At 62.8% G+C, this 23244-nt stretch carries 21 protein-coding genes and 1 pseudogene; 16 read left to right on the top strand and 6 right to left on the bottom strand.

From position 1 onward, the window contains the following. The first annotated feature begins 188 nt into the window (after nucleotides 1-188). The 11 genes from JFN91_RS01870 to JFN91_RS01920 all read left to right on the top strand — a co-directional run bounded on the left by JFN91_RS01870 (nucleotide 189) and on the right by JFN91_RS01920 (nucleotide 13128). The gene (locus JFN91_RS01870; RefSeq protein WP_236014867.1) at nucleotides 189-866 is read left to right on the top strand and encodes a DUF554 domain-containing protein; all 678 of its coding nucleotides are present in this window, start codon (nucleotides 189-191) and stop codon (nucleotides 864-866) included. A gap of 232 nt (nucleotides 867-1098) precedes the next feature. After that, on the top strand, nucleotides 1099-1938 hold the full coding sequence (gene murI / locus JFN91_RS01875; RefSeq protein ID WP_199387515.1) for a glutamate racemase: 840 nt from the start codon (nucleotides 1099-1101) through the stop codon (nucleotides 1936-1938). Next, complete coding sequence (locus JFN91_RS01880; protein ID WP_199387516.1) at nucleotides 1922-2512, top strand: GerMN domain-containing protein; 591 nt, start codon at nucleotides 1922-1924, stop codon at nucleotides 2510-2512. Before murI ends, JFN91_RS01880 begins: the two co-directional genes overlap by 17 nt. Before the next feature lie 163 nt (nucleotides 2513-2675). Beyond that, the gene (locus JFN91_RS01885; protein WP_199387517.1) at nucleotides 2676-5120 is read left to right on the top strand and encodes a homocysteine S-methyltransferase family protein; all 2445 of its coding nucleotides are present in this window, start codon (nucleotides 2676-2678) and stop codon (nucleotides 5118-5120) included. 107 nt (nucleotides 5121-5227) lie between these two features. Next, complete coding sequence (locus JFN91_RS01890; protein ID WP_199387518.1) at nucleotides 5228-5731, top strand: hypothetical protein; 504 nt, start codon at nucleotides 5228-5230, stop codon at nucleotides 5729-5731. 22 nt (nucleotides 5732-5753) lie between these two features. Beyond that, entirely contained in the window at nucleotides 5754-6578 is an 825-nt protein-coding gene (locus JFN91_RS01895; RefSeq protein WP_199387519.1) for a transketolase, read from the top strand. A 163-nt stretch (nucleotides 6579-6741) separates the two neighbouring features. Next, the gene (locus JFN91_RS01900; RefSeq protein WP_199387520.1) at nucleotides 6742-7674 is read left to right on the top strand and encodes a transketolase family protein; all 933 of its coding nucleotides are present in this window, start codon (nucleotides 6742-6744) and stop codon (nucleotides 7672-7674) included. Further along, nucleotides 7674-8387 (top strand): type II secretion system protein, encoded by a 714-nt coding sequence (locus tag JFN91_RS01905; protein ID WP_236014869.1) that lies wholly within the window; start codon nucleotides 7674-7676, stop codon nucleotides 8385-8387. Before JFN91_RS01900 ends, JFN91_RS01905 begins: the two co-directional genes overlap by 1 nt. 87 nt (nucleotides 8388-8474) lie before the next feature. Beyond that, nucleotides 8475-9956, top strand: a complete 1482-nt coding sequence (locus tag JFN91_RS01910) for an ATP-binding protein (RefSeq protein ID WP_328745391.1) — start codon at nucleotides 8475-8477, stop codon at nucleotides 9954-9956. Between the two features lie 80 nt (nucleotides 9957-10036). Beyond that, on the top strand, nucleotides 10037-11407 hold the full coding sequence (locus JFN91_RS01915; protein ID WP_199387521.1) for a sigma-54-dependent transcriptional regulator: 1371 nt from the start codon (nucleotides 10037-10039) through the stop codon (nucleotides 11405-11407). Between the two features lie 68 nt (nucleotides 11408-11475). Continuing rightward, nucleotides 11476-13128, top strand: a complete 1653-nt coding sequence (locus JFN91_RS01920) for a hypothetical protein (protein WP_199387522.1) — start codon at nucleotides 11476-11478, stop codon at nucleotides 13126-13128. Between the two features lie 147 nt (nucleotides 13129-13275). Here JFN91_RS01920 and JFN91_RS01925 read toward each other — a convergent pair whose 3' ends face one another. Continuing rightward, on the bottom strand, nucleotides 13276-14382 hold the full coding sequence (locus JFN91_RS01925; protein ID WP_199387523.1) for a DUF362 domain-containing protein: 1107 nt from the start codon (nucleotides 14380-14382) through the stop codon (nucleotides 13276-13278). Between the two features lie 310 nt (nucleotides 14383-14692). Between JFN91_RS01925 and JFN91_RS01930 the strand changes: the two genes are divergently transcribed. After that, nucleotides 14693-15430 (top strand): response regulator, encoded by a 738-nt coding sequence (locus JFN91_RS01930; protein ID WP_199387524.1) that lies wholly within the window; start codon nucleotides 14693-14695, stop codon nucleotides 15428-15430. A 341-nt stretch (nucleotides 15431-15771) separates the two neighbouring features. Here the strand turns inward: JFN91_RS01930 and JFN91_RS01935 are convergent, their stop codons facing one another. Beyond that, entirely contained in the window at nucleotides 15772-16776 is a 1005-nt protein-coding gene (locus tag JFN91_RS01935) for an SDR family oxidoreductase (RefSeq protein ID WP_199387525.1), read from the bottom strand. Nucleotides 16777-16952: 176 nt separating this feature from the next. On the opposite strand from JFN91_RS01935, the gene JFN91_RS01940 reads away from it, so the two are divergent. Together JFN91_RS01940 and JFN91_RS01945 are read left to right on the top strand one after the other, a co-directional pair. Beyond that, entirely contained in the window at nucleotides 16953-17339 is a 387-nt protein-coding gene (locus JFN91_RS01940) for a type II toxin-antitoxin system RelE/ParE family toxin (RefSeq protein WP_199387526.1), read from the top strand. After that, a complete protein-coding gene (locus JFN91_RS01945) occupies nucleotides 17317-17634 on the top strand; it encodes a helix-turn-helix domain-containing protein (RefSeq protein ID WP_199387527.1) in 318 nt (105 codons plus the stop codon). Before JFN91_RS01940 ends, JFN91_RS01945 begins: the two co-directional genes overlap by 23 nt. A 123-nt stretch (nucleotides 17635-17757) precedes the next feature. Here JFN91_RS01945 and pal read toward each other — a convergent pair whose 3' ends face one another. From pal to JFN91_RS01960, 3 genes and pseudogenes are all read right to left on the bottom strand, one after another. After that, entirely contained in the window at nucleotides 17758-18357 is a 600-nt protein-coding gene (gene pal / locus JFN91_RS01950) for a peptidoglycan-associated lipoprotein Pal (protein ID WP_199387528.1), read from the bottom strand. 114 nt (nucleotides 18358-18471) lie between these two features. Further along, nucleotides 18472-18807 (bottom strand): hypothetical protein, encoded by a 336-nt coding sequence (locus JFN91_RS01955; protein WP_199387529.1) that lies wholly within the window; start codon nucleotides 18805-18807, stop codon nucleotides 18472-18474. Nucleotides 18808-18878: 71 nt separating this feature from the next. Further along, nucleotides 18879-19121, bottom strand: a pseudogene (locus JFN91_RS01960) (ATPase, T2SS/T4P/T4SS family); the annotation flags it as partial. A gap of 5 nt (nucleotides 19122-19126) precedes the next feature. Between JFN91_RS01960 and JFN91_RS01965 the strand changes: the two are divergent. Next, on the top strand, nucleotides 19127-19627 hold the full coding sequence (locus JFN91_RS01965; RefSeq protein WP_199387530.1) for a hypothetical protein: 501 nt from the start codon (nucleotides 19127-19129) through the stop codon (nucleotides 19625-19627). Between the two features lie 61 nt (nucleotides 19628-19688). On the opposite strand, the gene JFN91_RS01970 is transcribed toward JFN91_RS01965, so the two are convergent. Next, on the bottom strand, nucleotides 19689-20648 hold the full coding sequence (locus tag JFN91_RS01970) for a TolB family protein (protein ID WP_199387531.1): 960 nt from the start codon (nucleotides 20646-20648) through the stop codon (nucleotides 19689-19691). A gap of 324 nt (nucleotides 20649-20972) precedes the next feature. On the opposite strand from JFN91_RS01970, the gene JFN91_RS01975 reads away from it, so the two are divergent. Continuing rightward, complete coding sequence (locus tag JFN91_RS01975) at nucleotides 20973-22988, top strand: hypothetical protein (protein ID WP_199387532.1); 2016 nt, start codon at nucleotides 20973-20975, stop codon at nucleotides 22986-22988. Nucleotides 22989-23244: the final 256 nt, after the last annotated feature.

Here is a 23244-nt window from a genome sequence, read left to right on the forward strand (position 1 = left end):
ATTCCCTTTAGAATGTCAATCCTGGAATCGTGTTATATTTTTGTATACTTTCCTCAAACGCGGTACGACAGATAAAGATTAAGATTGAGATTAAGAAAAGCCTATCCTAAATCTTAATCTTTGTCTTAATCTGGTGGTTCATTTTGCTTGCCTTAGCACCGAGAACTTCCTATCTTTGCCCGATGATCATGCAAGGAACGGCGGTAAACGCAGCGGCAATCGTTATCGGCAGCGCCCTCGGCCTTAAGGCGGGGCACCTCATCTCCAGCAAGGTGCGCGGCACCGTCATGGCCGGACTCGGGCTTGCCGTACTACTTATCGGCATCCAGCTCGCTTTCAAAAGCCAGCAACCGATGATTATTATAGGTTCGCTGATCGGCGGGGGGATCATCGGGGAGCTGCTCGGCATAGAGGCGCGCCTGGAAGCCCTCGGCAACTGGATCGGCGACCGCTTCAAGGGGAGCGGCAGGATCTCCGAGGGATTCGTGACCGCGAGCCTGCTCTACTGCGTCGGGGCCATGGCCATCATGGGTGCACTCCAGGACGGACTCGGTTCCCGCCCGGACATCCTCTACGCCAAGGCGGCGCTGGACGGCATCGCCTCGGTGGCGCTCGCCTCCACCCTCGGCGCCGGCGTGCTCTTTTCGGCGCTTCCTCTTTTTGCCTACCAGGGCGCCATCACCCTCTCCGCGACGCTGGCCCAGCAGATCCTGACCCCGGTGGTGGTGCAGGAAATGAACGCCGTGGGCGGCCTTCTCATCCTCGCCATCGGGCTGGACATGCTCGGGGTCAAGAGGGTCCCGGTGGGCAACCTGCTTCCCGCCGTTTTCCTGGCGCCTCCCCTGGTGATGCTCTTCGTGTCGTAAACCTTGACATTCCATCTGAGAATTTAATAACATGCGATACTTCCCGCCTTCGCGCTGCGCGCTACGGTGGGGTGCGGCAGAAGGGGCTGGCTGCGTTAGGTGCCTGTCCCTCTAGCGGAACGCTTCTTTCAGCTCAGCCGTCTTCCAAGGAAAAGGGGACAGGCACCTCGCGGAGCCAGTCCCCTCCTGGTGGCGAAGAGTCGCATCAATAAGAAGTATTGGAGAAAAGATTTTGGCCTGGAAAGCAATCGGGATATTCGATTCCGGCGTGGGCGGGTTGACCGTCCTTAAAGAAGTGGTGCAGACGCTCCCCCAGGAGGACACCATCTACCTCGGGGACACCGCCCGGGTCCCCTACGGCACCAAGTCACCGGAGACGGTGATCCGCTACTCGCGCCAGATCGCCCGCTACCTGTTGAACCGCGACATCAAGCTCCTCGTCGTCGCCTGCAACACCGCTTCCGCGGTGGCGCTCGCCGCGCTGCAGCAGGAGTTCGACATCCCCATCGTGGGCGTGATCGAGCCCGGCGCCCGCGCCGCTGCCGCCGCGACCAGGACCGGCAAGGTCGGGGTGATCGGCACCGCCGCCACCGTGGCCTCCTCCGCCTACACCAAGGCCATCAAGCGCATCAACCCGGACATCGAGGTGGTGAACCGTGCCTGCCCGCTTTTCGTGCCGCTGGCCGAGGAAGGGTGGGTGGACAACGAGGTGACCCGAATGACCGCGCGCATCTACCTCGAGGACTTGAAGGCGCAGGGGGTGGACACCCTGGTGCTGGGCTGCACCCATTACCCGATCCTCAAGGAAGTGATCGCGCAGGTGATGGGGCCTGAGGTGACCCTGGTGGATTCGGCGGCCGAGACCGCCCGCACCGTGGCGCAGATCCTCACCGAACAGGGGCTGTTGCGTCCTGAGGCCGAGCGGGGCAACCACCATTACTACGTCACCGACATCCCGGCCGGTTTCATCAGGGTCGGCAACCGGTTCCTCGGCGGCGAACTGGGGGACGTCTACCAGGTGAGCCTGGAGCAGGAACAGGAAGAAGGAGGGGACGGTGAAGAGACGTACTAACAGGGCCAAGGGCGTCCTGCTGATCGCCTTCCTCGTGTTCGCGGTGGTGGTCGGCCTGCTGGTGTTCAGGAAATACCGGACGGCGACCCAGGTGACGCCGCCTGCCGCGCCGGCCGAGCAGGTCGACACCCGCGTGGTGACGCTGTTCTTCTCCAACCAGGACGGCACCTCGCTGGCGCGTGAAGGGCGTGAGATCGCGGTCGAGGACACCACCGACGACATGATCGCCAGCGTCGTCGACGAACTGGTGGTTGGGCCTTTGGGGGATCTGGCGCCCACCCTGCCGCATAACGCCAAGGTGCTCGGGGCGCAGTTGAAGGGGGACGTAGTAAAGGTCGATTTCTCCAAGGAGTTGGTGGAGAGCCTGCCCGAGGGGAGTTCTGCCGAGATGACTGCTGTGTATTCCGTGGTCGACACCGTGGTCGCCAATTTCCCGCAGGTAAAAGCGGTGCAGTTGCTGGTCGATGGCGTGCCGGTGAAGGAGTTGAAGGGGCACCTGGACGTCTCAGCCCCCATCGCCGCCGATTTCACGCTGGAAAAGAAAGAGGCGCCTGCGGCGCCGGAAAAACAATAAACAGACCCGGAACACAGAGGACACGGAGGTCCACAGAGGGCACAGAGGGCACAGAAGGGTAAAACCTTTACGTCCTTTAAAAGATTTTCCTCTGTGTACTCCGTGATTCTCTGTGTCCTCTGTGTTAATGCTTTTGTTTTTAATTTCCTTATAGGGGTGACTGATGAAGATGCCGTTTATGCAGGCGGTTAGAGAGCGGGTGCTGGTTCTGGACGGCGCCATGGGGACCATGCTGCAGGAGCGCGGGCTGAAGCCGGGACAGTCGCCCGAGGAAATGAACCTGACGGCCCCCGAGGTGGTGGCGGGAGTCCACCGCGCCTACGTCGAGGCCGGTGCCGACATCATCGTCACCAACACCTTCGGCGGCACCAAGGCCAAGCTCGATCACTACGGCCTGGGCGACCAGGTGACCCGCATCAACGCCGAGGCGGTGCGCATCGCCCGCGAGGTGGCCGGCGAGGACGCCTACGTGGCGGGCTCCATCGGACCGACCGGACGCTTCGTGGAGCCGGTAGGCGACATGAGCTTCGACGAGGCGCACGCGCTCTTCACCGAGCAGGCCCGGGCCCTCATCGACGCCGGCTGCGACGCCATCTCGCTGGAGACCTTCCTGGACATAAAGGAGATCCGCGCTGCGTTGATCGCCATCCGCGAACTTTCCGCCGACATCCCGGTCATCGCCATGCTCACCTTCGAGGAGAAGGGGAGAAGCGTGCTCGGCTCGCCGCCGGAGGCCGCCGCCATCACCCTGGAAGCGGCGGGCGCCTCCATCATCGGCTCCAACTGCGGCCTGGGCGTGGACGGTATCTACGACATCCTCTGCGCCATGAGGAAGGTGACCTCCCTGCCGCTCATCTCCCAGGCCAACGCGGGGCTTCCCATCCTGAAGGACGGCGTCACCGTCTTCCCCGGCACCCCCGACGAGATGACCGCCTACCACGACCGCATGATCGGGCTGGGCGTGCGCGTCATCGGCGGCTGCTGCGGCACCACCCCGGCCCATATCGCCGCCATCAAGGACGCGCTGGCCGGCAAGCAGGTCCCCTTCACCCCCAAAGAGGATGACGGCACCACCTGGATCTCCAGCCGCGGCTCCTTTGCCGCCATCGGTAAGAAGCACCCGGTGGCCCTGATCGGCGAGCGCATCAACCCGACCGGCAAAAAGCTCTATTCGCAGGAGTTGCGCGAAGGGAAGGTGAGCTACATCCGCCGCGAGGCCCTGGAGCAGACCGAGCTGGGGGCGACCCTGCTCGACGTCAACGTCGGCGCCCCAGGCATCGACGAGCCGGCCGCCATGGAGCGCGCGGTCTTCTGCATCTCCGGCGCCGTGCAGACGCCGCTGGTGCTCGACTCGTCCTCCGCGGAGGCGCTGGAGGCGGGGCTCAAGTCCGCCGACGGCAAGGTGCTGATCAACTCGGTGAACGGCGAGGAGAAGAGCCTCGCCGCGGTGCTGCCGCTGGCCAAAAAATACGGCGCGGCACTGGTCTGTCTGACCCTGGACGACGCCGGTATCCCTGCCGAGGCCGAGGGAAGGGTGGCCGTGGCCGAGAAGATCGCGGAGCGCGCCGCCGCTGCCGGGATGAAGCGCAGCGACCTCGTGGTCGACTGCCTCACCCTCACCGTGAGCGCCGAGCCCAAGGGGGCGCTGGTCGCCCTGGAAGCGGTACGCCGGGTGAGCGAACTGGGACTGAACAGCACCCTCGGCGTTTCCAATATCTCCTTCGGGCTCCCCTGCCGTCCGCTCATCTCGTCCACCTTCTTCTCCATGGTCATGGCGGCCGGTCTCACCTCCGCCATCGTCAACGTGAAAGAAGCTCCCATGATGTCTGCCTGGAGAAGCGCCATGGTGCTCCTGGGCAAGGACGTCAACGCCGCCGGGTACATCGACGCTTACCGCGGCCAGGCCGTCGGCGCCACCGTGCTACCTGCGACCGCAGCCGGGACCGTCGCCACCGTTCAGGCCGAGGCCGCGCAGCCGGAAGGGGTCCGCGGGCGCCTGGCCAAGGCCGTCATCAACGGCGAACTGGAGGCAGTGGTTCCGCTGGTCGAGGAGGCCCTGGCGGAGGGACTCTCGCCGATGCAGATCAGTTCCGAAGCACTATTGGTCGGCCTGGACGAGGTCGGTCGGCGTTTCGGCAACGGCTCCTTCTTCCTGCCGCAGGTGATGGTCTCCGCCGACACCATGAAGGCCGCCTTCGCCCGCCTCAAGCAGGAGCTTTCCGGCGGCGGGCTGGCGAGCATCGGCAAGATCCTCATGGCCACGGTCGAGGGTGACATCCACGACATCGGCAAGAACATCGTGGTGACGCTTCTGGAAAACAACGGTTTCGAGGTGATCGACCTGGGCAAGAACGTGCCGGCGGCCAAGATCCTGGACGCGGCGCGTACTCACCAGGTGGACGCGGTCGGGCTCTCGGCGCTGATGACCACCACCATGGCCCGGATGGAGGAGGTGGTGACCCTCTTGAAGTCGGAAGGGGTGAAGAGCTTCACCATGGTGGGGGGCGCCGTCGTCACCCAGCAGTACGCCGACGAGATCGGCGCTGACCTCTACGCCAAGGACGCCATGGAGGCGGTGGCCCGCATCAAGGAACTGCTGGCAAAATAAACGCTTTTTTGCGGTCAGGGGAGCCGGTTTGGCCCCGAATATCGCTTGCAACGCCGCTCCCGCTGTGCTAACTTGCCACGGGTCCGCCATTTGGCGTAGAGGGTAGCATGGTACTAGGTTTCAACCACAATATCAGGTACAAAGGGGAGCTGTTCCACGTCCAGACCGAGGACAGCGGCGTTGCCAATCCCCATATCATCACCCTGCTTTACCGCGGAGGGGTCATCCTCGCGTCCGCCAAGACCAGCTATGCCGACATCATCAAGGTGGAGCAGCTGGAAACGGTGGTCGAGTCGATCATGAAAGAGCAGCACAAGGACATGATGCGCCGCCTGAAAAACGGCGAGTTCGACGCCCGCATCTTCCCCGACGGGGTACCGGCGGGCGCGAGCGAAGAGAAGAGTCCCGCTGCCGAAGAGCAGAGTCCCGCTGCACCGACAGCCGCCGCATCCCCCACACCGCAGCAAGCACCGGCGCCCCCCGCCATGGCGCGCCCTGCGCAGCAGCCCCCCCCGGCGCCGCCGGCCCCTGCCGCGCCCCCGGCATCCCCAGCCCATCGTAGCCTGGATGAGGTGATCCTCGATTACCTGATCACGGGCGAGGACAAATAAAGCCAGCCTGAAAGGAACCTTCGTGAAAGAAAAGATTGCAGATCTGGAAGAAAAGGCGAGGCGCCTGCGCGTCGCCATCGTGAAGACGCTGCACAAGTCGCAGTCCGGCCACACCGGCGGCTCGCTCTCCGCCATTGACATGGTGTGCGCGCTGTACTTCCACAAGATGCGCCACAACCCGGCGGAGCCCGCCTGGGACGGCAGGGACCGCTTCGTGCTCAGCAAGGGGCACGCTGCTCCGGCGCTCTACGTGACCCTGGCCGAGTGCGGCTACTTCCCCGCCGAGGACCTGATGATGCTGCGCCGCCTGGGCAGCCACCTGCAGGGGCACCCGGACAGCAAGGGCACCCCGGGCGTCGACGTCTGCACCGGTAGCCTCGGGCAGGGCCTTTCCATGGCCAACGGCATGGCGCTGGGGCTCAAGCTGGACGGCAAGGAGAACCGGGTCTACGCGGTGCTCGGCGACGGCGAGCTGCAGGAAGGGCAGATCTGGGAGGCCGCCATGGCCGCCGCTCACTACAAGAGCGACAACCTGTGCGCCCTGATCGATTCCAACGGCCTGCAGATCGACGGCGACGTCGCCAAGGTCATGAACGTTTCCTCCATCTCGGACAAGTTCAAGGCCTTCGGCTGGAACGTGATCGAGATCGACGGGCACGACATGGGGCAGATCGTGGCCGCCCTGGACCAGGCCGAGGCGCACAAGGGGGCTCCCACCGCCATCGTCGCTAAGACCGTCAAGGGCAAAGGGGTGCACCTGTTCGAGAACAAGGCCTCCTACCATGGCGTCACCCCCAACGACGACGAGCTTCCCGAGGCGCTCAGGTGCCTGGGATGCTGCGACTAGGACCGTTAGCTTCCGACGCCTCCCAGCATTCCCCTCCCTCCGGAGGGGGGAGGTCGGGAGGGGGGCTTGGGCTGCGACGAAAAATCTTTTTCCCCCTCCCTGACCCTCCCCCTCCGGGGGAGGGGACGTGGGGCGGCGGACACATACAGAAAGGGACTTAACTATGATCGCAACGAGGGACGCTTACGGCGAGGCGCTGGCCGAGCTGGGTGGCGAGAACGATAAGATAGTGGTACTGGACGCGGACCTCTCCGGGTCCACCAAGACCGGCGTGTTCGCCAAGAAATTCCCGAACCGCTTCTTCAACATGGGCATCGCCGAGGCCAACATGGTGGGCACCGCCGCAGGGCTTGCCGCGGTGGGGAAGGTTCCCTTCCTCTCCACCTTCGCCATCTTCGCCGCCGGCCGCGGCTGGGAGCAGATCCGCCAGTCGGTCGCCTACCCGAAAGCCAACGTGAAGATCGTCGCCACCCACGGCGGGGTCACCGTCGGTGAGGACGGCGGCTCGCACCAGTCGGTCGAGGACGTCGCCATCATGCGCGCCATCCCCAACATGACCGTCATCGTCCCCGCCGACGGCGAGGAGACCAAGGGTGCCATCCGTGCCGCCGCCGCCTACAAGGGGCCGGTCTACGTGCGCCTGGGCCGCAACAAGGTCCCCAGCGTGTTCCCGGCAGGGCACCAGTTCGAGATCGGCAAGGGCGTGGTCGTTGTGCCCGGCACCGACCTTACCTTCATCACCACCGGCCTCATGACCGCCGCAGCGGTCACCGCCGCCGAGAAGCTGAAGGCCGAGGGGATCTCCGCACGCGTGCTGCACATAGGCACCATCAAGCCGCTGGACAAGGAGCTGGTGCTCCAGGCGGCCGAGGAGACCGGCGCCATCGTCACCGCCGAGGAACATTCCGTCGTGGGCGGCCTGGGCGGCGCCGTCGCCGAGTTCCTGGCCGAGACCCGCCCGACCCTGATGAAGAGGGTGGGCATTCACGATCGCTTCGGCACCTCCGGCAAATCGGACGAACTGCTCAAGTATTTCGGGCTCAACGCCGAAACTCTCATCGAAGAGGCCAGGGAGATCGTTTCGAGGAAGAAATGATGCCACGGGCGCTCCGGTCCGACAGGGGCTTCACCTACATCGGCGCCCTGGTGATGGCCGTGATCCTCGGGATCATGGCCAGCCGGGCCGCCGTGGTCATGAGTACCGCCATGAAGCGCGAGCGGGAGGATGAACTCATCTCCCGCGGCACCCAGATCCGGGACGCACTGCGCAAGTGGTACAAGGTCAAGGTCGTGGACGGGAAGCTGGTGTCGAGCCAGACTCCCTCCAACGCCGCCCCGACCGCGCCGGCGGCGGTGGCGGGTCCTCCCGAGCTGAAGTCGCTGCTCCAGGACCCGAACACCCCGGGCAAGTTGCGCTATCTGCGCCCTTATGCCCTGGTCGATCCCATGACCGGCAAGGAGTGGGACGAGATCAAGAAGGACGGCAAGATCGTCGGGGTCAAGTCCAAGAGCGAACAGGCCCCGGTCAAGCAGGGGAACTTCCCCTTCGACCTGCACCCTGAAGACTTCGAGCACAAGAAAAAATACAGCGAGTGGGAATTCGTGTACGACCGCGTCCCGCCGCTTACCAAGACCGGCGGGGCGATACAGGGGCTGAAGACGGAAAGCAGCCCGAGCCCGTTCACTCCGGGGGCATCAGACAGCTCCGGCACGTCCGGTACTTCCGGTACTTCCGGTAGTTCCGGTAGTTCTGACGATTCATCGTCGACCAGAAGGTCGCGGTTCAACAGAGGAAACACCACCCCCTAGGCTGCAGGTGGGCCCCCTCCCGGAGGGGGAGCAGCACCCGAAACCGGAGGCACCCTGATTTTCAAGAGTCTCACATCGCGGGTTATCGTGCTTTCCATCTGCCTGCTCGTGTTCGGCATCGGGACCTTCGCTTTCCTGACGCTGCGACGCGAACAGATGCAGCTCGTCAACTCCGCCCGTGAATCCAGCGAGCTTCTGCTCGATACCATCGAACGCTCCCTGTACAACTCGATGCGCCACGGCAACACCGAGGACGTGAAGGTGATCCTGGAGATGGTGGGGCAGAGCGAAAACCTGGTCGGGGTGCGTATCTTCCATCCTCACGGCGTGATCCTGAAGTCCTCCCAGGCCTCCGAGGTCGGGCGCGTCGTGGACCAGCACGACTTCAAACTTTTCCTGGACAACAAGCGCGAGGGAGTTTTCACCCTGGACGGGCACGGCGAGGTGCTCGGCATGGTGAAGCCGATCTACAACAACCGGCAGTGCAACCTCTGCCACGGCGCCAAGAGCCGCATCATCGGCCTCTTGAACGTGAACTACTCGCTGGTGGAGACCAGGCGGCGCATCGTCGAGCTGACCAAGCTCTTCGTCATGTCCACGGTCGCCATCATCGGCTTCCTGTCGCTGGCCATCTCGCTGGTCATGCTGAAATTCGTGAAGAAGCCGCTGCACCAGCTGGCCAGGAACATGGCCCGCGTCGAGGCGGGGGACCTCTCGGTGCGCATGACGCCGGAAGGCAAGGATGAGATCGGGCGCCTGATCGTCTCCTTCGACTCCATGGTGGACCGGCTGGACCGCGCCAAGAAAGAGTTGGAAACCTATCACTACCAGCAGATGGAGCGCGCCGACCGGCTCGCCTCGGTAGGGGAGATGGCCGCCGGCATCGCCCACGAGATCAAGAACCCGCTCACCGGGATCGCGGCCGCCATCACGGTGCTGAAGGACGACTTCTCCCCCGAGGACGGGCGCTCCCTGATCATCGGCGAGGTGCTGGAGCAGATCTCCCGGCTGGACAAGACGGTCAACGATCTCCTTTTCTTCGGCAAGCCGACCGTGGCCGAGCCGACCTGCACCGACATCAACAGTGCCCTGAAGAAGATCCTGATCTTCGCGTCGCAGCACCGTGGCGGCAAGAACATCGAGAAGAAGCTGGAGCTCTCCGAGGACCTGCCGCCGGTCTACGTCGATCCCAAGCAGATCCAGCAGGTGTTCCTGAACCTGTTCCTGAACGCGGTGCAGGCGATGCAGTCGGGCGGCGTCCTTACGGTGTCCAGTTCCCTGGCCCAGGTCGACGGCATGGACATGGTGCGGGTGCTGGTCAACGACACCGGACCGGGGATCCCGCCGCAGATCCTGGAAAAGATCTTCACACCGTTTTTCACCACCAAGGCCCAGGGCACCGGCCTTGGCCTGGCCATCAGCCATCGCCTCATAGAGCAGCACGGCGGGCGCCTTTCCTGCGTCAGCCAGGATGGCGTCGGCACCACCTTCTCCGTGGAACTCCCGGCGTACTGCCCGAGCCAGGAGGAGATGGAAAAAGCACACCTGAGTAGCGGCATTATCGGTTAAGCGATCGCAGCAGAAAGCAGTACGGCAGACCCCTACCACCCCGGGCCAGCGGGCCCGGCACCACATCCTAAGGAGCCGCCATGCGCAGAGCGAAAATAATGGTCGTCGACGATGAGCACCTGATCCGGTGGTCCCTGGAGCAGAACCTCAAGAAGCAGGGTTACGAGGTTTGCACCGCGGGGACCGGAGAGGACGCGCTCAGGATCGCCCGGGAAGAGCAGCCCGAACTGGTGCTGCTGGATTATCACCTCCCCGGTATCAACGGCCTGGAGGTACTGCAGCGGCTTAAAGAAATCGACGAAGAGATCCTGGTGATCATGGTGACCGCCCAGGGAGGCCTGGAGACCGCGGTCAACACCATGCGCCACGGCGCCTACGACTACATCAACAAGCCGTTCAACCTGGACGAGATGGGGCTGGTGGTCAGGAAGGCCCTGGAGACCTCGGAGCTGCGCCGCGAGGTGGTCCAGCTTCGCAGCGAGCACAAAAAGCAGGGGCCGCCCAAGATCCTGGGCAACTCCAAGCACATGAAAAACGTGCTGGAGATGATGGCCAAGGTGGCCAAGAGCGACGCCTCCACCGTCCTGGTGCAGGGTGAGTCTGGGACCGGCAAGGAACTGGTGGCGAAGTACATCCACTACGAATCCGCCCGCGCCGACAAGCCGTTCGTAGCCATCAACTGCGCCGCCGTCCCCGCCACCCTGTTGGAGAGCGAGCTCTTCGGCCACGAGAAGGGGGCCTTCACCGACGCCAAGACCTCCAAGAAGGGTCTCTTCGAACTGGCCGACGGCGGCACCGTGTTCCTGGACGAGATCGGGGACATGGAAATCGGCATGCAGGCCAAGCTGCTCCGCTTCCTCGAGGACCGCACCTTCCGGCGCATCGGCGGGGCCAAGGTTATCCCGGTGGACGTGAGGATCATCTCCGCGACCAACAAGGACCTGATGAAGGCTATCGAGGAGAAGAGCTTCAGGAACGACCTGTACTACCGGCTCCAGGTGATCCCGATCTTCCTGCCCGCCCTGCGCGAGCGCAAGGAGGACATCCTGGTGCTGGCCAACCACTTCATCGAGGTCTTCTCCAAGGAGTTCGCCAAACCGACTAAGGGAATCTCCAGCATGGCCGAAAAGCTCCTGGTGGACTACAACTGGCCGGGCAACATCCGCGAGCTGAAGAACGTCATCGAGCGCGCCATCATCCTGGGCAACGACGAAAACCTGCTCTTGGAGAACCTGCCGCTGGAGATCGTGGCCAAGGCCTCCCAGGTCACCGTGCCGCTCACCACCTTCAAGCTCCCCCCCGAAGGGATCGACATCGAGGAGGTGGAGCGCGAGCTGATCAAGCAGTCCCTGGAGATGACCGACTGGAACCAGTCCAAGGCCGCCAAGAAGCTCAACCTCGGCATCGACGCGTTCCGTTACCGCATGAAGAAATTCGGCTTCCTCAAATAGGAGCCACCCCGGGAGGTTCCACTGCGCCCTCGCGGGTGACAGACAGGCCGCAGCAGTAGGTGCACCGGATGCCGCCTCTATCGATGAACCACAGCATGACCACGCGCCCTGGCAGATTCTCTGCCGGGGCGTTCTTCGTCCAGGGGGTGCTGCTGGCGGTGCTGGTCGCTTTCCCCTCCTGCGCAGGCGCCTCGTTCGCCGAGCCGGTGGCGCCCGTCGTGCCTACTACGCCTGCCGCGTCCGTCGCACCTGCCGCGTCTCTGGCGGAGCATTCCCCACAGCCTGACATCTTCCCCCTGTTGCTGCCCGGTCTGCCCCTGGCGCCGGCTGCCGTCCCCCCCGGCGTCCGCACGGAGTTTCGCGCCGAATTCCCCATCGAGCCCTGGAACGGCGTCCGCGCCGCCGACCCTACCTTCGTATTGCAGCGGGGCGAGTACGACGGCAGCAGCTACAAATTTTTCGCGGAGATGGGTGACTTGAAGCTGCAGCAGACCAGGAACACGCTGCAGGAGGTGCACGGGCGGGGAGGGCACTTTTCCCTGCTCACGGGGAACTCGGGCAACCGGGCCGTGGTGGAGACCTTTGCGGCCTCGCGTGGGGGCGGGGGCGACGATACCTTGGTGGGGGCCACCGGTGAGCTGTCACTCCTGGACGAGAGCGCCCGCTTCAAGACCATCTTCCTCTCGGGCCGCAAGTCCCTCGACCGTGAGGGGCGCTGGCCTACGGCGGGCGCCCGGCGGGGCGACGTGGTCGGCTTGGTGGCGCAGCTGGAGCCGCTGAAAGGCGTAGTCGCGGCCGAGGCGGAATACGACTATTCCAGCTACGACGCCAACACCGCCGACCCGACCTCGCCTTTGCGTGACAGCGCCTACCGTTTGAAACTGTCGGGGGGACTAGGCGCCAGCCGCTACACCGCGCTCTACGAGCGCACCGGCCCCCGCTATCGGCTCATGAATGACGGACCTGCCCGCGACCGCCAGGGGGGGAGCTTCGGCGTGGAAACGGCGATAGCGGCCCACGTCTTCGACGTCAAACTCTCGCGTTACAACGACAACCTGGACAACGACCCGCTTGCGCCCAGGCTGTACCGTTACGAGGGGGTGTTCGACTACCGCTTCAAGGGGGTGCGGGAGCTTCCCCTGGCGCTGCAGTACAAGAAGAGTTTCATCGACAGCACGAAAGAGCCGCTCGGGTCGCTGCCCAAGGACGTGGCGGAGGATGCGGTTTCGGGGCAGGTGAACTACCTGGCGGGGAGCTGGGACCTGGGGCTTCGCGGCGGGATGTCGCAGCGTACCGACCGGCTGCGCCAGCAACGGGAGCTGACCACGACCAGCGTCGGCTTCCTCCCCAAATTCTCCGCCGGCAGCTTTACCGTGGCGCCCGACCTGTCCCTGAAGAGGGTGGTGGACTTCTCCGCGGCGCAGCGCACCGACCAGTACGCGGTGAATCTGGGGCTTTCCGGCAAGCTGCTGGAGCAAAGGCTCGACTACGAGATCAAGGGGGGCTACAAGCGGGAGTGCACCGGCGTGCCGGGGACCGGCAGGGAGGTGCTTGGCGCCAAGCTGAAGGCGGTCTATCCGCTGGCCCGCTTCTTCAACTGGACCCGGCAGCCCAGCCTGGGAGTGAAAGGGGAGTACAACGAGGTGAACAACTGGACCGAGGATCGCAGGGAGAACAATTTCTCCCTGCTGATCTCTCTGGACGGGGGGAGCTTCTTGTAGGGGCCATTACCCCCTCGCCCTCCGGGAGAGGGGCAGGGGTGAGGGCGCCGCAATCGGCAAAACGTTCCCTTCGTGGCGCCTCCCTCACCCGCCCCGCGGCACCCTCTCCCAGAGGGAGAGGGGACTGGGAGATGTCTCGGCTGAGGGTCAGATTCTGATGAGTTCGTAGGCACGTGTCCCGATCCCGATCTTCTCGGCGTGCTCCAGCTGCACTTCCCAGTCGATCTGGGGGTGCACGCCGCGGAACTTGTCGCCGCCGGGCTCGTGGCCGCTGGCGAGCGCGGTCTCCTGGTTGCCGCGGGCGTTGTTGACCAGGTCCGCACAGGCCTGGTCCAGCGCCACCGGATCGGCCGAGGCGCAGATGCCGATGTCGTTCACGATGGGGGCGTCGGCATGGCCGTAGCAGTCGCAGGCAGGTGACACTTGTGTGATGAAGTTAAGGAAGAGGGTCTTGCCCTCTTTGCCGTGGAGGGCGCCCTTGGCGTACTCCGCCATCTTGCGCATCACCAGCGACGCGCTTTCGTTCCACTGGATATTGATCGCCTTTTTCTGGCAGGCGGTGATGCAGCGGCTGCACCCGACACAGGCGGCCGGATCGATCTGGGCCTTCCCCTCGATGATGGCGATGGCGGCGTGAGCGCAGGATTTCAGGCAGACGCTGCAGCCGTTGCAGAAGCGCTCGGCTACCTTGGGTGCCACCGTGGAGTGCTGCTGCATCTTACCGGTGCGGCTGGAGCACCCCATGCCCAGGTTCTTCAGCGTGCCGCCGAAGCCGGTCAGCTCGTGGCACTTGAAATGGGAAACCGCGATGAGCGCGTCCGCTTCCAGGATCTCGGCGCCGATGTTCACCGTCTTCAGAATCTCGCCGTCCACCTGTACGTCCTTGGCGTTGTGCCCCTTGAGGCCGTCGCACATGATGAGCGGCGCGTTGACCACCGCGTAGGCGAAGCCGTTCTCGACGGCGCAGGCCAGGGCGGAGACCGCCTCCTTGCGCTCGCCGGGGTAGAGGGTGGAGGAGTCGGTCAGAAACGGCTTCCCCTCCAGCGCCTTGATCTCGTCCACCACGCGGCGCAGGAAGATGGGGCGGATGAAGGTGTGGTTGCCCCGCTCGCCGAAGTGAACCTTGATGGCGACCAGGTCCCCGGCGGCGACACTCTGCGCCAGGCCGGCCTGCTGCATCAGGCGGCCGATCTTGCCGAACAGGTTTTCCTTGGCCCCCGCCCTCATATCCGCAAAAAACACCTTGCTCTTCATAAACTTCCCCTCCTTTAGGCAATGCCCACAAAACGATCTGCGATTGGTATCACATATCGCCGGCCAATTCAACAGCACGTAACTTTTTCTTGCTCTGTCGATAAAATATGTTATTTATTAAAAATTCTCAGCGTACTGCGTTGGGAATCAGCGGAAACGACGCTACAGGAGCGGGATCGCGGCCGGTTGCTGTCGGCAGGTCCCGGGGCGGCGACGCACCGCAAACCATTAAAAATTCGGCCCCCACAGCCGTTTCGCCTGCCGCGTGACCGCGGTAGAGCGCGGCTGTGGGAACGATAAAGGAGCACCGATGATCGAATGTGACGAGCGAGAACTTTGGATCATGGGACTGGGCGAGCGGGTGGAGCGCGGCGCCATCGTCTGCAGCTACCTCGCGGAAGGGGGGCACAGGGCCAGGACAGCCAAGGTGTCCGAGCTCTCCGGCTGCACCCCGCGGGCGATCCTCCTGGATCTCTCTCCCTGGTCCGATGACGGCTGGGGCGTGCTGCTGGCGCTGAAGGAGAACCCGGCGACCCGTGAGATCCCGATTCTCCCCATGTACTTAAGCGAGATCGGGCAGGTGGGTGCCGTCTTCCCCGTGGCGGGCTTTTTCACCCTCCCTATCGATACCGCCTACATGACCAGGAAATTGAAGCAACTGGGGCTTACCGACGAGTCGGACGACTACGACCTGCAGGTGATGCTGGTGACCCGCAAGGGTGAGGAGCAGGTGCAGCACGCCATCACCAAGCTCGGCTTCGAGGTGGTCAACGCCTACACTGGGAAGGAAGCAGTGGCCTTGGGGACCATCATCCACCCCTACATGATGTTCTGCGCGCTGATGCTCCCGGACCAGGCAGCATTCGAGCTTCTGGAGCGTTTCCGGCTCTACCCGCAGACGCGCAACATCCCGTTCTTCGTGCTGCTCAAGGGAGAGATGAAGGACGGCGAGCGCCAGGCCATGAGCCGCAGCATCGAGCACCTGGTACGCAAGAAGTGGCTCACCAGGCAGGAATTCCTGGCTTACTTCAAGAGGAGCAAAGAGTAACCGGCAAGGGTTAGACACAACAAGGGGGGGACGGCAGCAGCCGTCCCCCCCTGTTAGTTTGTGCATCTCACCCCAGTGCAAACCCTTTACTTGGTCTCTCTCGGAATTGTGGGAGTGGTGAGAGTTATGGGAAGGGTAGGACGAGAAGCCACGAAAGATAAGGCAAGCGCATCACGTCCCCCCCTTTTGCGAAGGGGGGACAGGGGGGATTTGCACTTAGTCGGCAGATCCGAGACCTCAATCCCCGCTTAGTACGGTTTGGGTCAGGTGGCGGCGGAAGGGAGCGTTCCGCTAGAGGGACAGGCACCTAAAGGAGCCTGTCCCTTCTGCTATCACCGATCTTAGCGCCTCCTCCTGGCGCTGCAGAGAGCGGCGGTGAAGACGGCACTTCCTGCCAGCAAAGCAGCTACGCCCCACTTGTGCTCCGATAGCCAGACCTGCGGGCTCACCCCCTTCGAGCGGGCATCGAAACGGCCGTGCGCGGTATAGGGGCCGGGGACGGTTTGCCAGAGGTTGGCCGGCCGGTCCGGGCGCTCCGGTTCGTCGGTCTGCTGCGACTTGTACCCGGTGCGACCGAGGTAGACGTCGAGCAGGCCCCGGATAAATTTGTTGCCCCACATCGCCTTCACCGTCGGCAGACCGACGTAGATCTCCCGGCGCCGGTGGTGCGACGCCCAGACGATGGCATCGGCAGCGACCTCGGGCTGGTAGATGGGAGGTACCGGCTGGGGCCGGTTGGGGAGGCGCGACTCGACCCAGTCGAACTGCGGCGTGTTCATGGCGGGAAGCTGCACCATGGTAATGTGCACGCGGCTTTTCTCGTGGATCAGCTCGCAGCGGATCGAGTCGGTGAAGCCCCTCATGCCGTGTTTGGCGCCGCAGTAGGCGGATTGCAGCGGGATGCTGCGGTCCGACAGCGCCGAGCCCACCTGGATCACCTTGCCCCGGTTCCGCGGAAGCATCCGTTTCAGCGCAGCCATGGTGCCGTGTACCGCGCCAAGGTAAGTCACCTCGGTCACCCGCCTGAACTCCTCCGGCGTCATCTGGTTGAAGGGGGAGAAGACCGAGGTCATGGCGTTGTTCACCCAGACGTCGATGGGGCCGAACTCACGCTCGACCTCTTCCGCCGCGTCCTCGACTCGCTGCGCGTCCGCCACGTCCCCCACCAATACCAGCGCCTTCCCTCCCAACTGTTCGACCTCGAGTTTGGTCGCTTCGAGTCTTTCGCGGTTCCTGGCGAAAAGTCCTATGCTGGCCCCCTCGCGCGCGAAAGCCTGTGCGATCGCCCGTCCCAAACCTGCTGAAGCTCCGGTCACTACGACCACCCTTCTCTCGACTGACGCCACTTGTAGCCCCCTTTGCATCGCCACCCCCGCCGCGGGTGACGATGCTTTTATTGGTTGCGTGTAATGTTGCGCCCACTAGAATACCAGATGCGCCATCTTAGTCAGCGTCATCCTTGGGGATGCCAGATCGGACTGTTGCTAATCTATAGCTCTCAGTGCTATAGTCGGAGGAATAAGTGCGAATATTAGCTACCAAATGGTTTGCCAAGTTCGCAAAGAAAAACAGTCTCGACGAGGCTTTACTTGTTAACGCAATCGGTGAAGTGGAAAAAGGGAATGTAGATGCTGACTTAGGCTGTGGGCTTATCAAAAAGCGCATTGCCAGGGCAGGCGGGGGTAAGAGAGCAGGATACAGAACCATAATTGCTTACAGGAAAGGATCGAGGGCCATTTTCCTGTATGGTTTCTCAAAAAGCGCCGCTGATAACGTAGACGAAGAGGACCTCCGAACATTGAAGAAACTGGCCGCGATCTATGGAGCATTCTCCGAAGACAGGCTTTCAGAAGCCATAATCGAAGGGGCTTTACTTGAGGTGAGGAATGAGCAAACCAGCGAAGAGTGATATAGCGGCGGCTGTTCATGAAGCTGCAAATGACTTATACGAAGCAGGCATCATCAGCGCAAGGACAATGCGAGGCTTCGACAAAACCTGCCTGACCACGGTGGAACCGCTCTCTCCCGAGGAAATCGTAGATGTCAGGAGACGCTCTGGGGTAAGCCAGGCAGTATTCGCTCAGTACCTGAACGTGACTCCCGGAGTGGTCAGCAAGTGGGAGCGGGGCGAGAAAAGACCGACAGGGGCGTCACTCAAATTGTTGTCGCTGGTGAAGTGTAAAGGTTTACAATCCATCGCCTAGCCCACCAAGTAAAAAGGGGCCGCTGCTGCGGCCCCTTTTCCGTTACGTATAACAGTCCAGCCCAGCCGACTTCGGCAAGCCAAGGGGACAGGCACCTGGCGGAGCCAGTCCCCTTCCGTCGGTCTACTTGTTGATGCTGAACTCGTCGCGCCTGTTCTTGGCCCAGGCCTCCTCGTCGTGGCCGGTGACGGCGGGCTTTTCCTCGCCGTAGCCGATGGTGGAGAGGCGGCTGGCGGGGATCCCCAAAGACACCAGGTACTTCATCGCGGACTGGGCGCGACGCTCGCTGAGTGCCAGGTTGTACTCGTCGGAGCCGCGCTCGTCGCAGTTACCCTCGATGCGGATCTTCACGTTGGGCATCGCCTTGAGCTTCGCGTAGTTGTCGGTCAGGGTTTTCCTGGCTGCGTCGCTCAGCACGTCGGAGTCGAAGTCGAAATAAATCTTCTCCAGTGCGCCAACCAGGGCTACCTCCTTCTGGGTCAGCGGCGCGGGCTGCGACTGGAGCGGCTCGGATTTGATGGAGGACGACGGCAGCGCGGTGGTGGTCGGAGCGGCCTGTGCTGCGGGGGCGGGAGCCTGCACCGGGGCGGGTGCCGCCTGCTGGGTGGTTGCCGAGGGGGCCAGTCCCTGGTCGCCCTTTACGGTCTGCTGCTTGGCGCAGCCGCTAAAAATGAATACGCCGGTGCAGAGGACCGGGATCAGTCGCTTCAAAGTCTTTTTCATGGAGTTCCTCCCTTATGCTTTCGTTATAGGTGAGCGGGGCAAAGCGCGTGCGGGCGCAAGCAACCGCTGCTCTGCGCTGCTGTGACTGCAAAACGGTGCAGTGACTGCTGGATGTCAGACGGCGAGAGCAGGTGGCCCCCGTGATAGCCTGGAGCAAAGCGGGGAGGGTGCCACGCCCTGGAAGGCGGGCGGGTACTCGGTGACGAAGGTGGCGTGGAGAACGGGTTCGCAGGCCTGCGCCAGTTCGGCCTGGATCTGGTCCAGGTGCTTCTTGGCCACGCCCTCCTGCGACTTCTTGAACTGCTCCTCGATGTAGGCGCGGGGCTTGGGCTTGGGGCGATTCGGGCGCGACAGGTCCGGTCCCCGCATCCCGAAGGTGAGGATGCAGATCGAGGTGATGCAGGTGACCAGTAGCAGCAGGCTTTTGTGGTTGAGGTTCTTGTAGATCATGGCCCTGTGACTGCGCGAGAATTGCAGCGAACGAGAGCGTTATAACGCATCTGCACCCGAAAGACAACCTGCTACTTGATGCAGACCCGCCGCACCTCGTGTATGTCGGTGAGCCCCTGCATGCACTTCAGTATTCCGTCCTGCTTGAGAGTAGTCATACCATCGGCTATGGCCTGATCTCTCAATCGCGCCACTTCTGCCTTCCCCTTGATCAATGCCTTCATCTCGTCGCCGCAATCGAGCAACTCGTGCAGGCCGAGCCTCCCCTTGTAGCCTGAGCCGTTGCACTTGGGGCACCCCTTGGCGCGAGCGAGCTGGAATGCAGCTGAACCCGCTGGCGCTGCTGCGCGACCGCACCGATGCTATTTTGCGGGACGAGACCCGGCTTGGGCAGGATATCCCGCAACTGTCGCGGGCCAGGGAACTGGTGGAGTTGACCGGCACCTTCAACGATCTGTCCCGCCACCTGCGCGCGGAGCGGGAAGGACTGGTGGGACAGGTGCGCCAGCGGACCGCAGAACTGCAGGAGTTGAACCAGACCCTGGAACAGGACGTGGCACAGCGTAAGGCGATCCAGGCGGAACTGGCGACCAAGGTGGAGCAGTTGGAGGCGGCGCTGGCCAAGGTTCACATCCTGGAGGGGGTGATACCGATCTGTTCCTACTGCAAGAAGATCCGCAAGGACGAGGAGATCTGGCAGCAGATGGAGCAGTACATCTCGGAGCACACCGACGCCATGTTCAGTCACGGCATCTGTCCCTCATGTTTCGACCAGCACTGCAAGAGAGGAAAAGAAAAAGAGCAGGGCGACCAGGAATGATTCGGGAGCAGCGCGGAGGGAATTGAAAAAGCCGGCCCAAGGGCCGGCTTTTCGTTTTCGTTTAGCGGGTCTGGCTGATGTCGGCCAGGTAGATGCCGTTCAAGTCGCTGAAGACCACGTAGTTGCCGTGAATGGCGGGGGTGTACCGGTCCTGGCTGCAGCCTGCCAGCGCGGTCTCTTTCCCGGTGACCAGGTCGAGGACGTGGATGTTCTCCACTTCTCCCTGGGAGTTGTCCACGAAGGCGACTTTGGTGCCCCAGATACGCGGAAAGCGCTGGTTGGCATCGCTCGTGGTGAGCCGGCGCTCCTGTCTTTTGTTGACGTCGTACAGGTAGATGTCGTAGTTGGGGAGCACGTCCTTGTTGCGGTTATCCTCCCAGACCACCAGGCTGCCGTACACCGACGGCGACCACTGGGCCTCCGGATTGGAGGTCACCCGCTGCTCCTTCCCCTTGCCCAGGTCGTACAGGTAGATGTCTCCTGAATCGTTACGCTCATCCTTCCAGGCCAGGTAGTCGATTCCAAGTGCGGCAAAACCCTGGCCTGCCGGCCCGGCTTCCATGCGCTTTTCCTTCCTGGTCAGCAGATCAAGGAGGCAGACCGTCGCCTTGCCTTCGTTCATCTCGGTATAGGCCAGGTAGCGATCCGACACTGCCAGGTCCACCTTGGGAACGGCGGAAAGGACTACCGGCGCTTCTTTTCCCTCGGCGATGTCGTACATGTAGATGTCCGACGTCCCGTTGCGGTAATCCTGCCAGTAGATCCTGTTGCCGTAGATGCGCGGTTTCTTGTGGTTGTCCCCACCTTGGGTGATCCGGGTTTCCGTGCCGGTCTCAATGTCGTAGAGGTAGATGTCCGCCTTGCCGTCGCGGGTATCCTGCCAGACCACGCGGTTGCCGTAGATGTCCGGGAACTGCCTGGTCCCCACTCCGGAACTGATCAGCTTGACCGGGATGTCCTGGGCGCTGCACCAGGAACCGATCAGCAGGGATGCGATGAGCAGGCAGATAGTCTTCTTCATTGAGTTCCTCACTTGGGGGGACGTTGTCGGCTGCTTGAGCCGCCTGCTTTTGTATGAAATTTCCCTTAGCATGTCAACGTTTCAGTTCTAATAGGCATTTCACCCTATCTTGTGGTGTAAAACACCCAAGAAGGTGAGGTCCCCCACCTATCCCTGTTCACCTTTTGCGAGCCTCCTGGAATTTAATTAGAAATATCGCGTAGTTATTACCGCCGGGCAAGTTGGTATAAGGGTTGCTTATTGCCGAACGTTTGCAAAACAGCACCCGTGGCCACGGAAGACTGTTGATTCATCACTGCAGGGAAAAATTCCAAGGAGGTAGACATGAAGAAAACCGTATTGGTAGGGGGCGTGCTGCTGGCATCCTTCTACGGCACCGCTTTTGCCGCGACGCTGTCAGTGCAGACGGCGACCAACAAGCTGAACTACGGCCAAAGCTCCGTCGTCACCGTCAAGGCCAACGCAGAAAACGGCACCAACAGGATCACCACGGGTAACATCCGCTACGCCAACGTCACCATCAAGAACCCCAGCGGCACCACGCTTTTGAACGGCGTCGCCATGAGCAAGGACCAGTACACCGGCTTCGCCTACTATAACTACACCCTCTCCAGCTCCGCCCCGAAGGGCACCTACACCGCGACCGTCAGCTTCACCGACACCAGCGGCAACACCGGCACCGGCTCCACCACCTTCAAGGTGCAGCTCCCGGTCCCCAGCCACGTAAGCTACGTGACGGCCTATAACGGACCCGCCACCTGCATCACCAGCGCCTGCCATGCGGCCCAGGCAACAGCGATGTTCGGCTCGGTGCACTACCAGTGGACCGGCGATAACCAGAAGGCAATCGAACTGGCCGCCTCCGGTTCCAAGGCGTCCAAACTGGGCGGCATCAACAACTTCTGCATCCAGCCGGACATGAACTGGCTGACCATCTTCCAGAAGACTGACGGCACCACCGGCCCCGGAGGCTGCGCGGTCTGCCACGCCGGTAACGGCCTCAAGCCCTCCACCACCTCCAGCCAGGCACAGCTCGAGAACATCGACTGCCTCATGTGCCACGGCAACGGCTACTCCAGGAAGGTGGTGCAGAACCTCGACGGCACCTTCTCCATGGTCCCGGCCGATGGCCTGAACGTGCTCTCCATCGCGCAGAACGTGATCCGCCCGACCCGCACCGCCTGCATGCGCTGCCACGAGAAGTCCGGCGGCGGCGACAACTACAAGCGCGGCGACATAGAGTCCACCAACAAGACCTGCACCAAGGCCTACGACGTGCACATGGGCAGCGACGGCCAGAACTTCCCCTGCCAGGAGTGCCACCGCACCACCAACCACAAGATGGCCGGCCGCGGCTCCGACATGCGCGCCCTCGACACCACCGCGCCGCTTAGCTGCGAGAACTGCCACTCCCGCATTCCGCACCGCTCCACCAACGTGAGCTACAGCGACCTGAACCGCCACAGCGACAAGGTGAACTGCTCCGTGTGCCACGTGCCGACCTTTGCCAAGACCATCCCGACCGACATGAACCGTGACTGGTCCGTCATGGAGATCGACACGGCCAAGGCACTGTGGGATCCGACCATGGTCAAGGCCACCAACGTGATGCCGACCTACGCCTGGTTCAACGGTTTCAGCCACTTCTACAAGTTCAAGGATCCCGTCAGTCTCGACGCCCGCGGCGTCCAGGTGATCAGCAAGCCCGACGGCGCCTTCGAAGACCCGGCCGGCAAGTTCTCCAAGCTGTTCCCCTTCAAGCTCCACCTGGGGTCGCAGCCGATGGAGACCACCACCAAGCAGCTGCTGCCGTTGAAGAACAAATACGCCTTTGAGACCGGCGACGTCGCCACCGCCATTCAGCTCGGCGCCGCTGCCCAGGGCATGACCTACAACGCCCATACCTTCGTCCCGACCGAGCAGTACGAAGGCATCTTCCACGGTGTCGGTCCCAAGACCACCGCGGTTTCCTGCGCCAACGGCGGCTGCCACCCGCAGATCACCACCGGTGCCAACAGGATTCCGTTCTCGACCCTGGGCTACACCCGCCGCGGTACCACCGCCCAGATGTGCGATGTCTGCCACTCGCTCAAGAGCTACACCAGCTTCACCAGCCTGCACAGCAACCATCGCGACCGCAAGAACTGCGCGGCTTGCCACGGCACCGGCTACCCGCTGAAAGAGCCGACCACCACCCTGTGCGACAACTGCCACAGCAGGGAGACCTTCACCAACGCCAACGACATCCACAGCAGGCACGTCCAGGGCAAAGGGTATGACTGCAGCAACTGCCATACCTTTAGCGCAGGCATGACCGGTGGGCACACCGAAGAACACTAGCAGTACGCTTCAGCAAAATCTGCACCGGAAAGCCACCCCGCAGGGGGTGGCTTTTCCTTTTTCCCCTCCCCCCGGAGGGGGGGGGAGGGCAGGCTAACTCCCCCTCCCTAACCCTCCCCCTCCGGGGGCGGGGACCACCGAGGCGGCTCTTTCTGCAATTGAAGTTGTGGCGTCCACCGGGACACAAGGGCTCTGCACGGAGTTCGCTGTTTTGGCTGCATCAGGCACTTTGTGGTATGCTGTTAGTCGGTGCAGC

The organism is Geomonas anaerohicana (assembly GCF_016458305.1).
Classification (GTDB): Bacteria; Desulfobacterota; Desulfuromonadia; order Geobacterales; family Geobacteraceae; genus Geomonas; species Geomonas anaerohicana.

Coding starts and splice junctions, on each gene's coding strand:
- JFN91_RS01870 (WP_236014867.1), top strand. CDS start 189: ATGCAAGGAACGGCGGTAAACGCAGCGGCAATCGTTATCGGCAGCGCC.
- JFN91_RS01885 (WP_199387517.1), top strand. CDS start 2,676: ATGAAGATGCCGTTTATGCAGGCGGTTAGAGAGCGGGTGCTGGTTCTG.
- JFN91_RS01890 (WP_199387518.1), top strand. CDS start 5,228: ATGGTACTAGGTTTCAACCACAATATCAGGTACAAAGGGGAGCTGTTC.
- JFN91_RS01900 (WP_199387520.1), top strand. CDS start 6,742: ATGATCGCAACGAGGGACGCTTACGGCGAGGCGCTGGCCGAGCTGGGT.
- JFN91_RS01905 (WP_236014869.1), top strand. CDS start 7,674: ATGCCACGGGCGCTCCGGTCCGACAGGGGCTTCACCTACATCGGCGCC.
- JFN91_RS01915 (WP_199387521.1), top strand. CDS start 10,037: ATGCGCAGAGCGAAAATAATGGTCGTCGACGATGAGCACCTGATCCGG.
- JFN91_RS01920 (WP_199387522.1), top strand. CDS start 11,476: ATGCCGCCTCTATCGATGAACCACAGCATGACCACGCGCCCTGGCAGA.
- JFN91_RS01925 (WP_199387523.1), bottom strand. CDS start 14,382: ATGAAGAGCAAGGTGTTTTTTGCGGATATGAGGGCGGGGGCCAAGGAA.
- JFN91_RS01930 (WP_199387524.1), top strand. CDS start 14,693: ATGATCGAATGTGACGAGCGAGAACTTTGGATCATGGGACTGGGCGAG.
- JFN91_RS01945 (WP_199387527.1), top strand. CDS start 17,317: ATGAGCAAACCAGCGAAGAGTGATATAGCGGCGGCTGTTCATGAAGCT.
- pal (WP_199387528.1), bottom strand. CDS start 18,357: ATGAAAAAGACTTTGAAGCGACTGATCCCGGTCCTCTGCACCGGCGTA.
- JFN91_RS01955 (WP_199387529.1), bottom strand. CDS start 18,807: ATGATCTACAAGAACCTCAACCACAAAAGCCTGCTGCTACTGGTCACC.
- JFN91_RS01965 (WP_199387530.1), top strand. CDS start 19,127: ATGCAGCTGAACCCGCTGGCGCTGCTGCGCGACCGCACCGATGCTATT.
- JFN91_RS01970 (WP_199387531.1), bottom strand. CDS start 20,648: ATGAAGAAGACTATCTGCCTGCTCATCGCATCCCTGCTGATCGGTTCC.
- JFN91_RS01975 (WP_199387532.1), top strand. CDS start 20,973: ATGAAGAAAACCGTATTGGTAGGGGGCGTGCTGCTGGCATCCTTCTAC.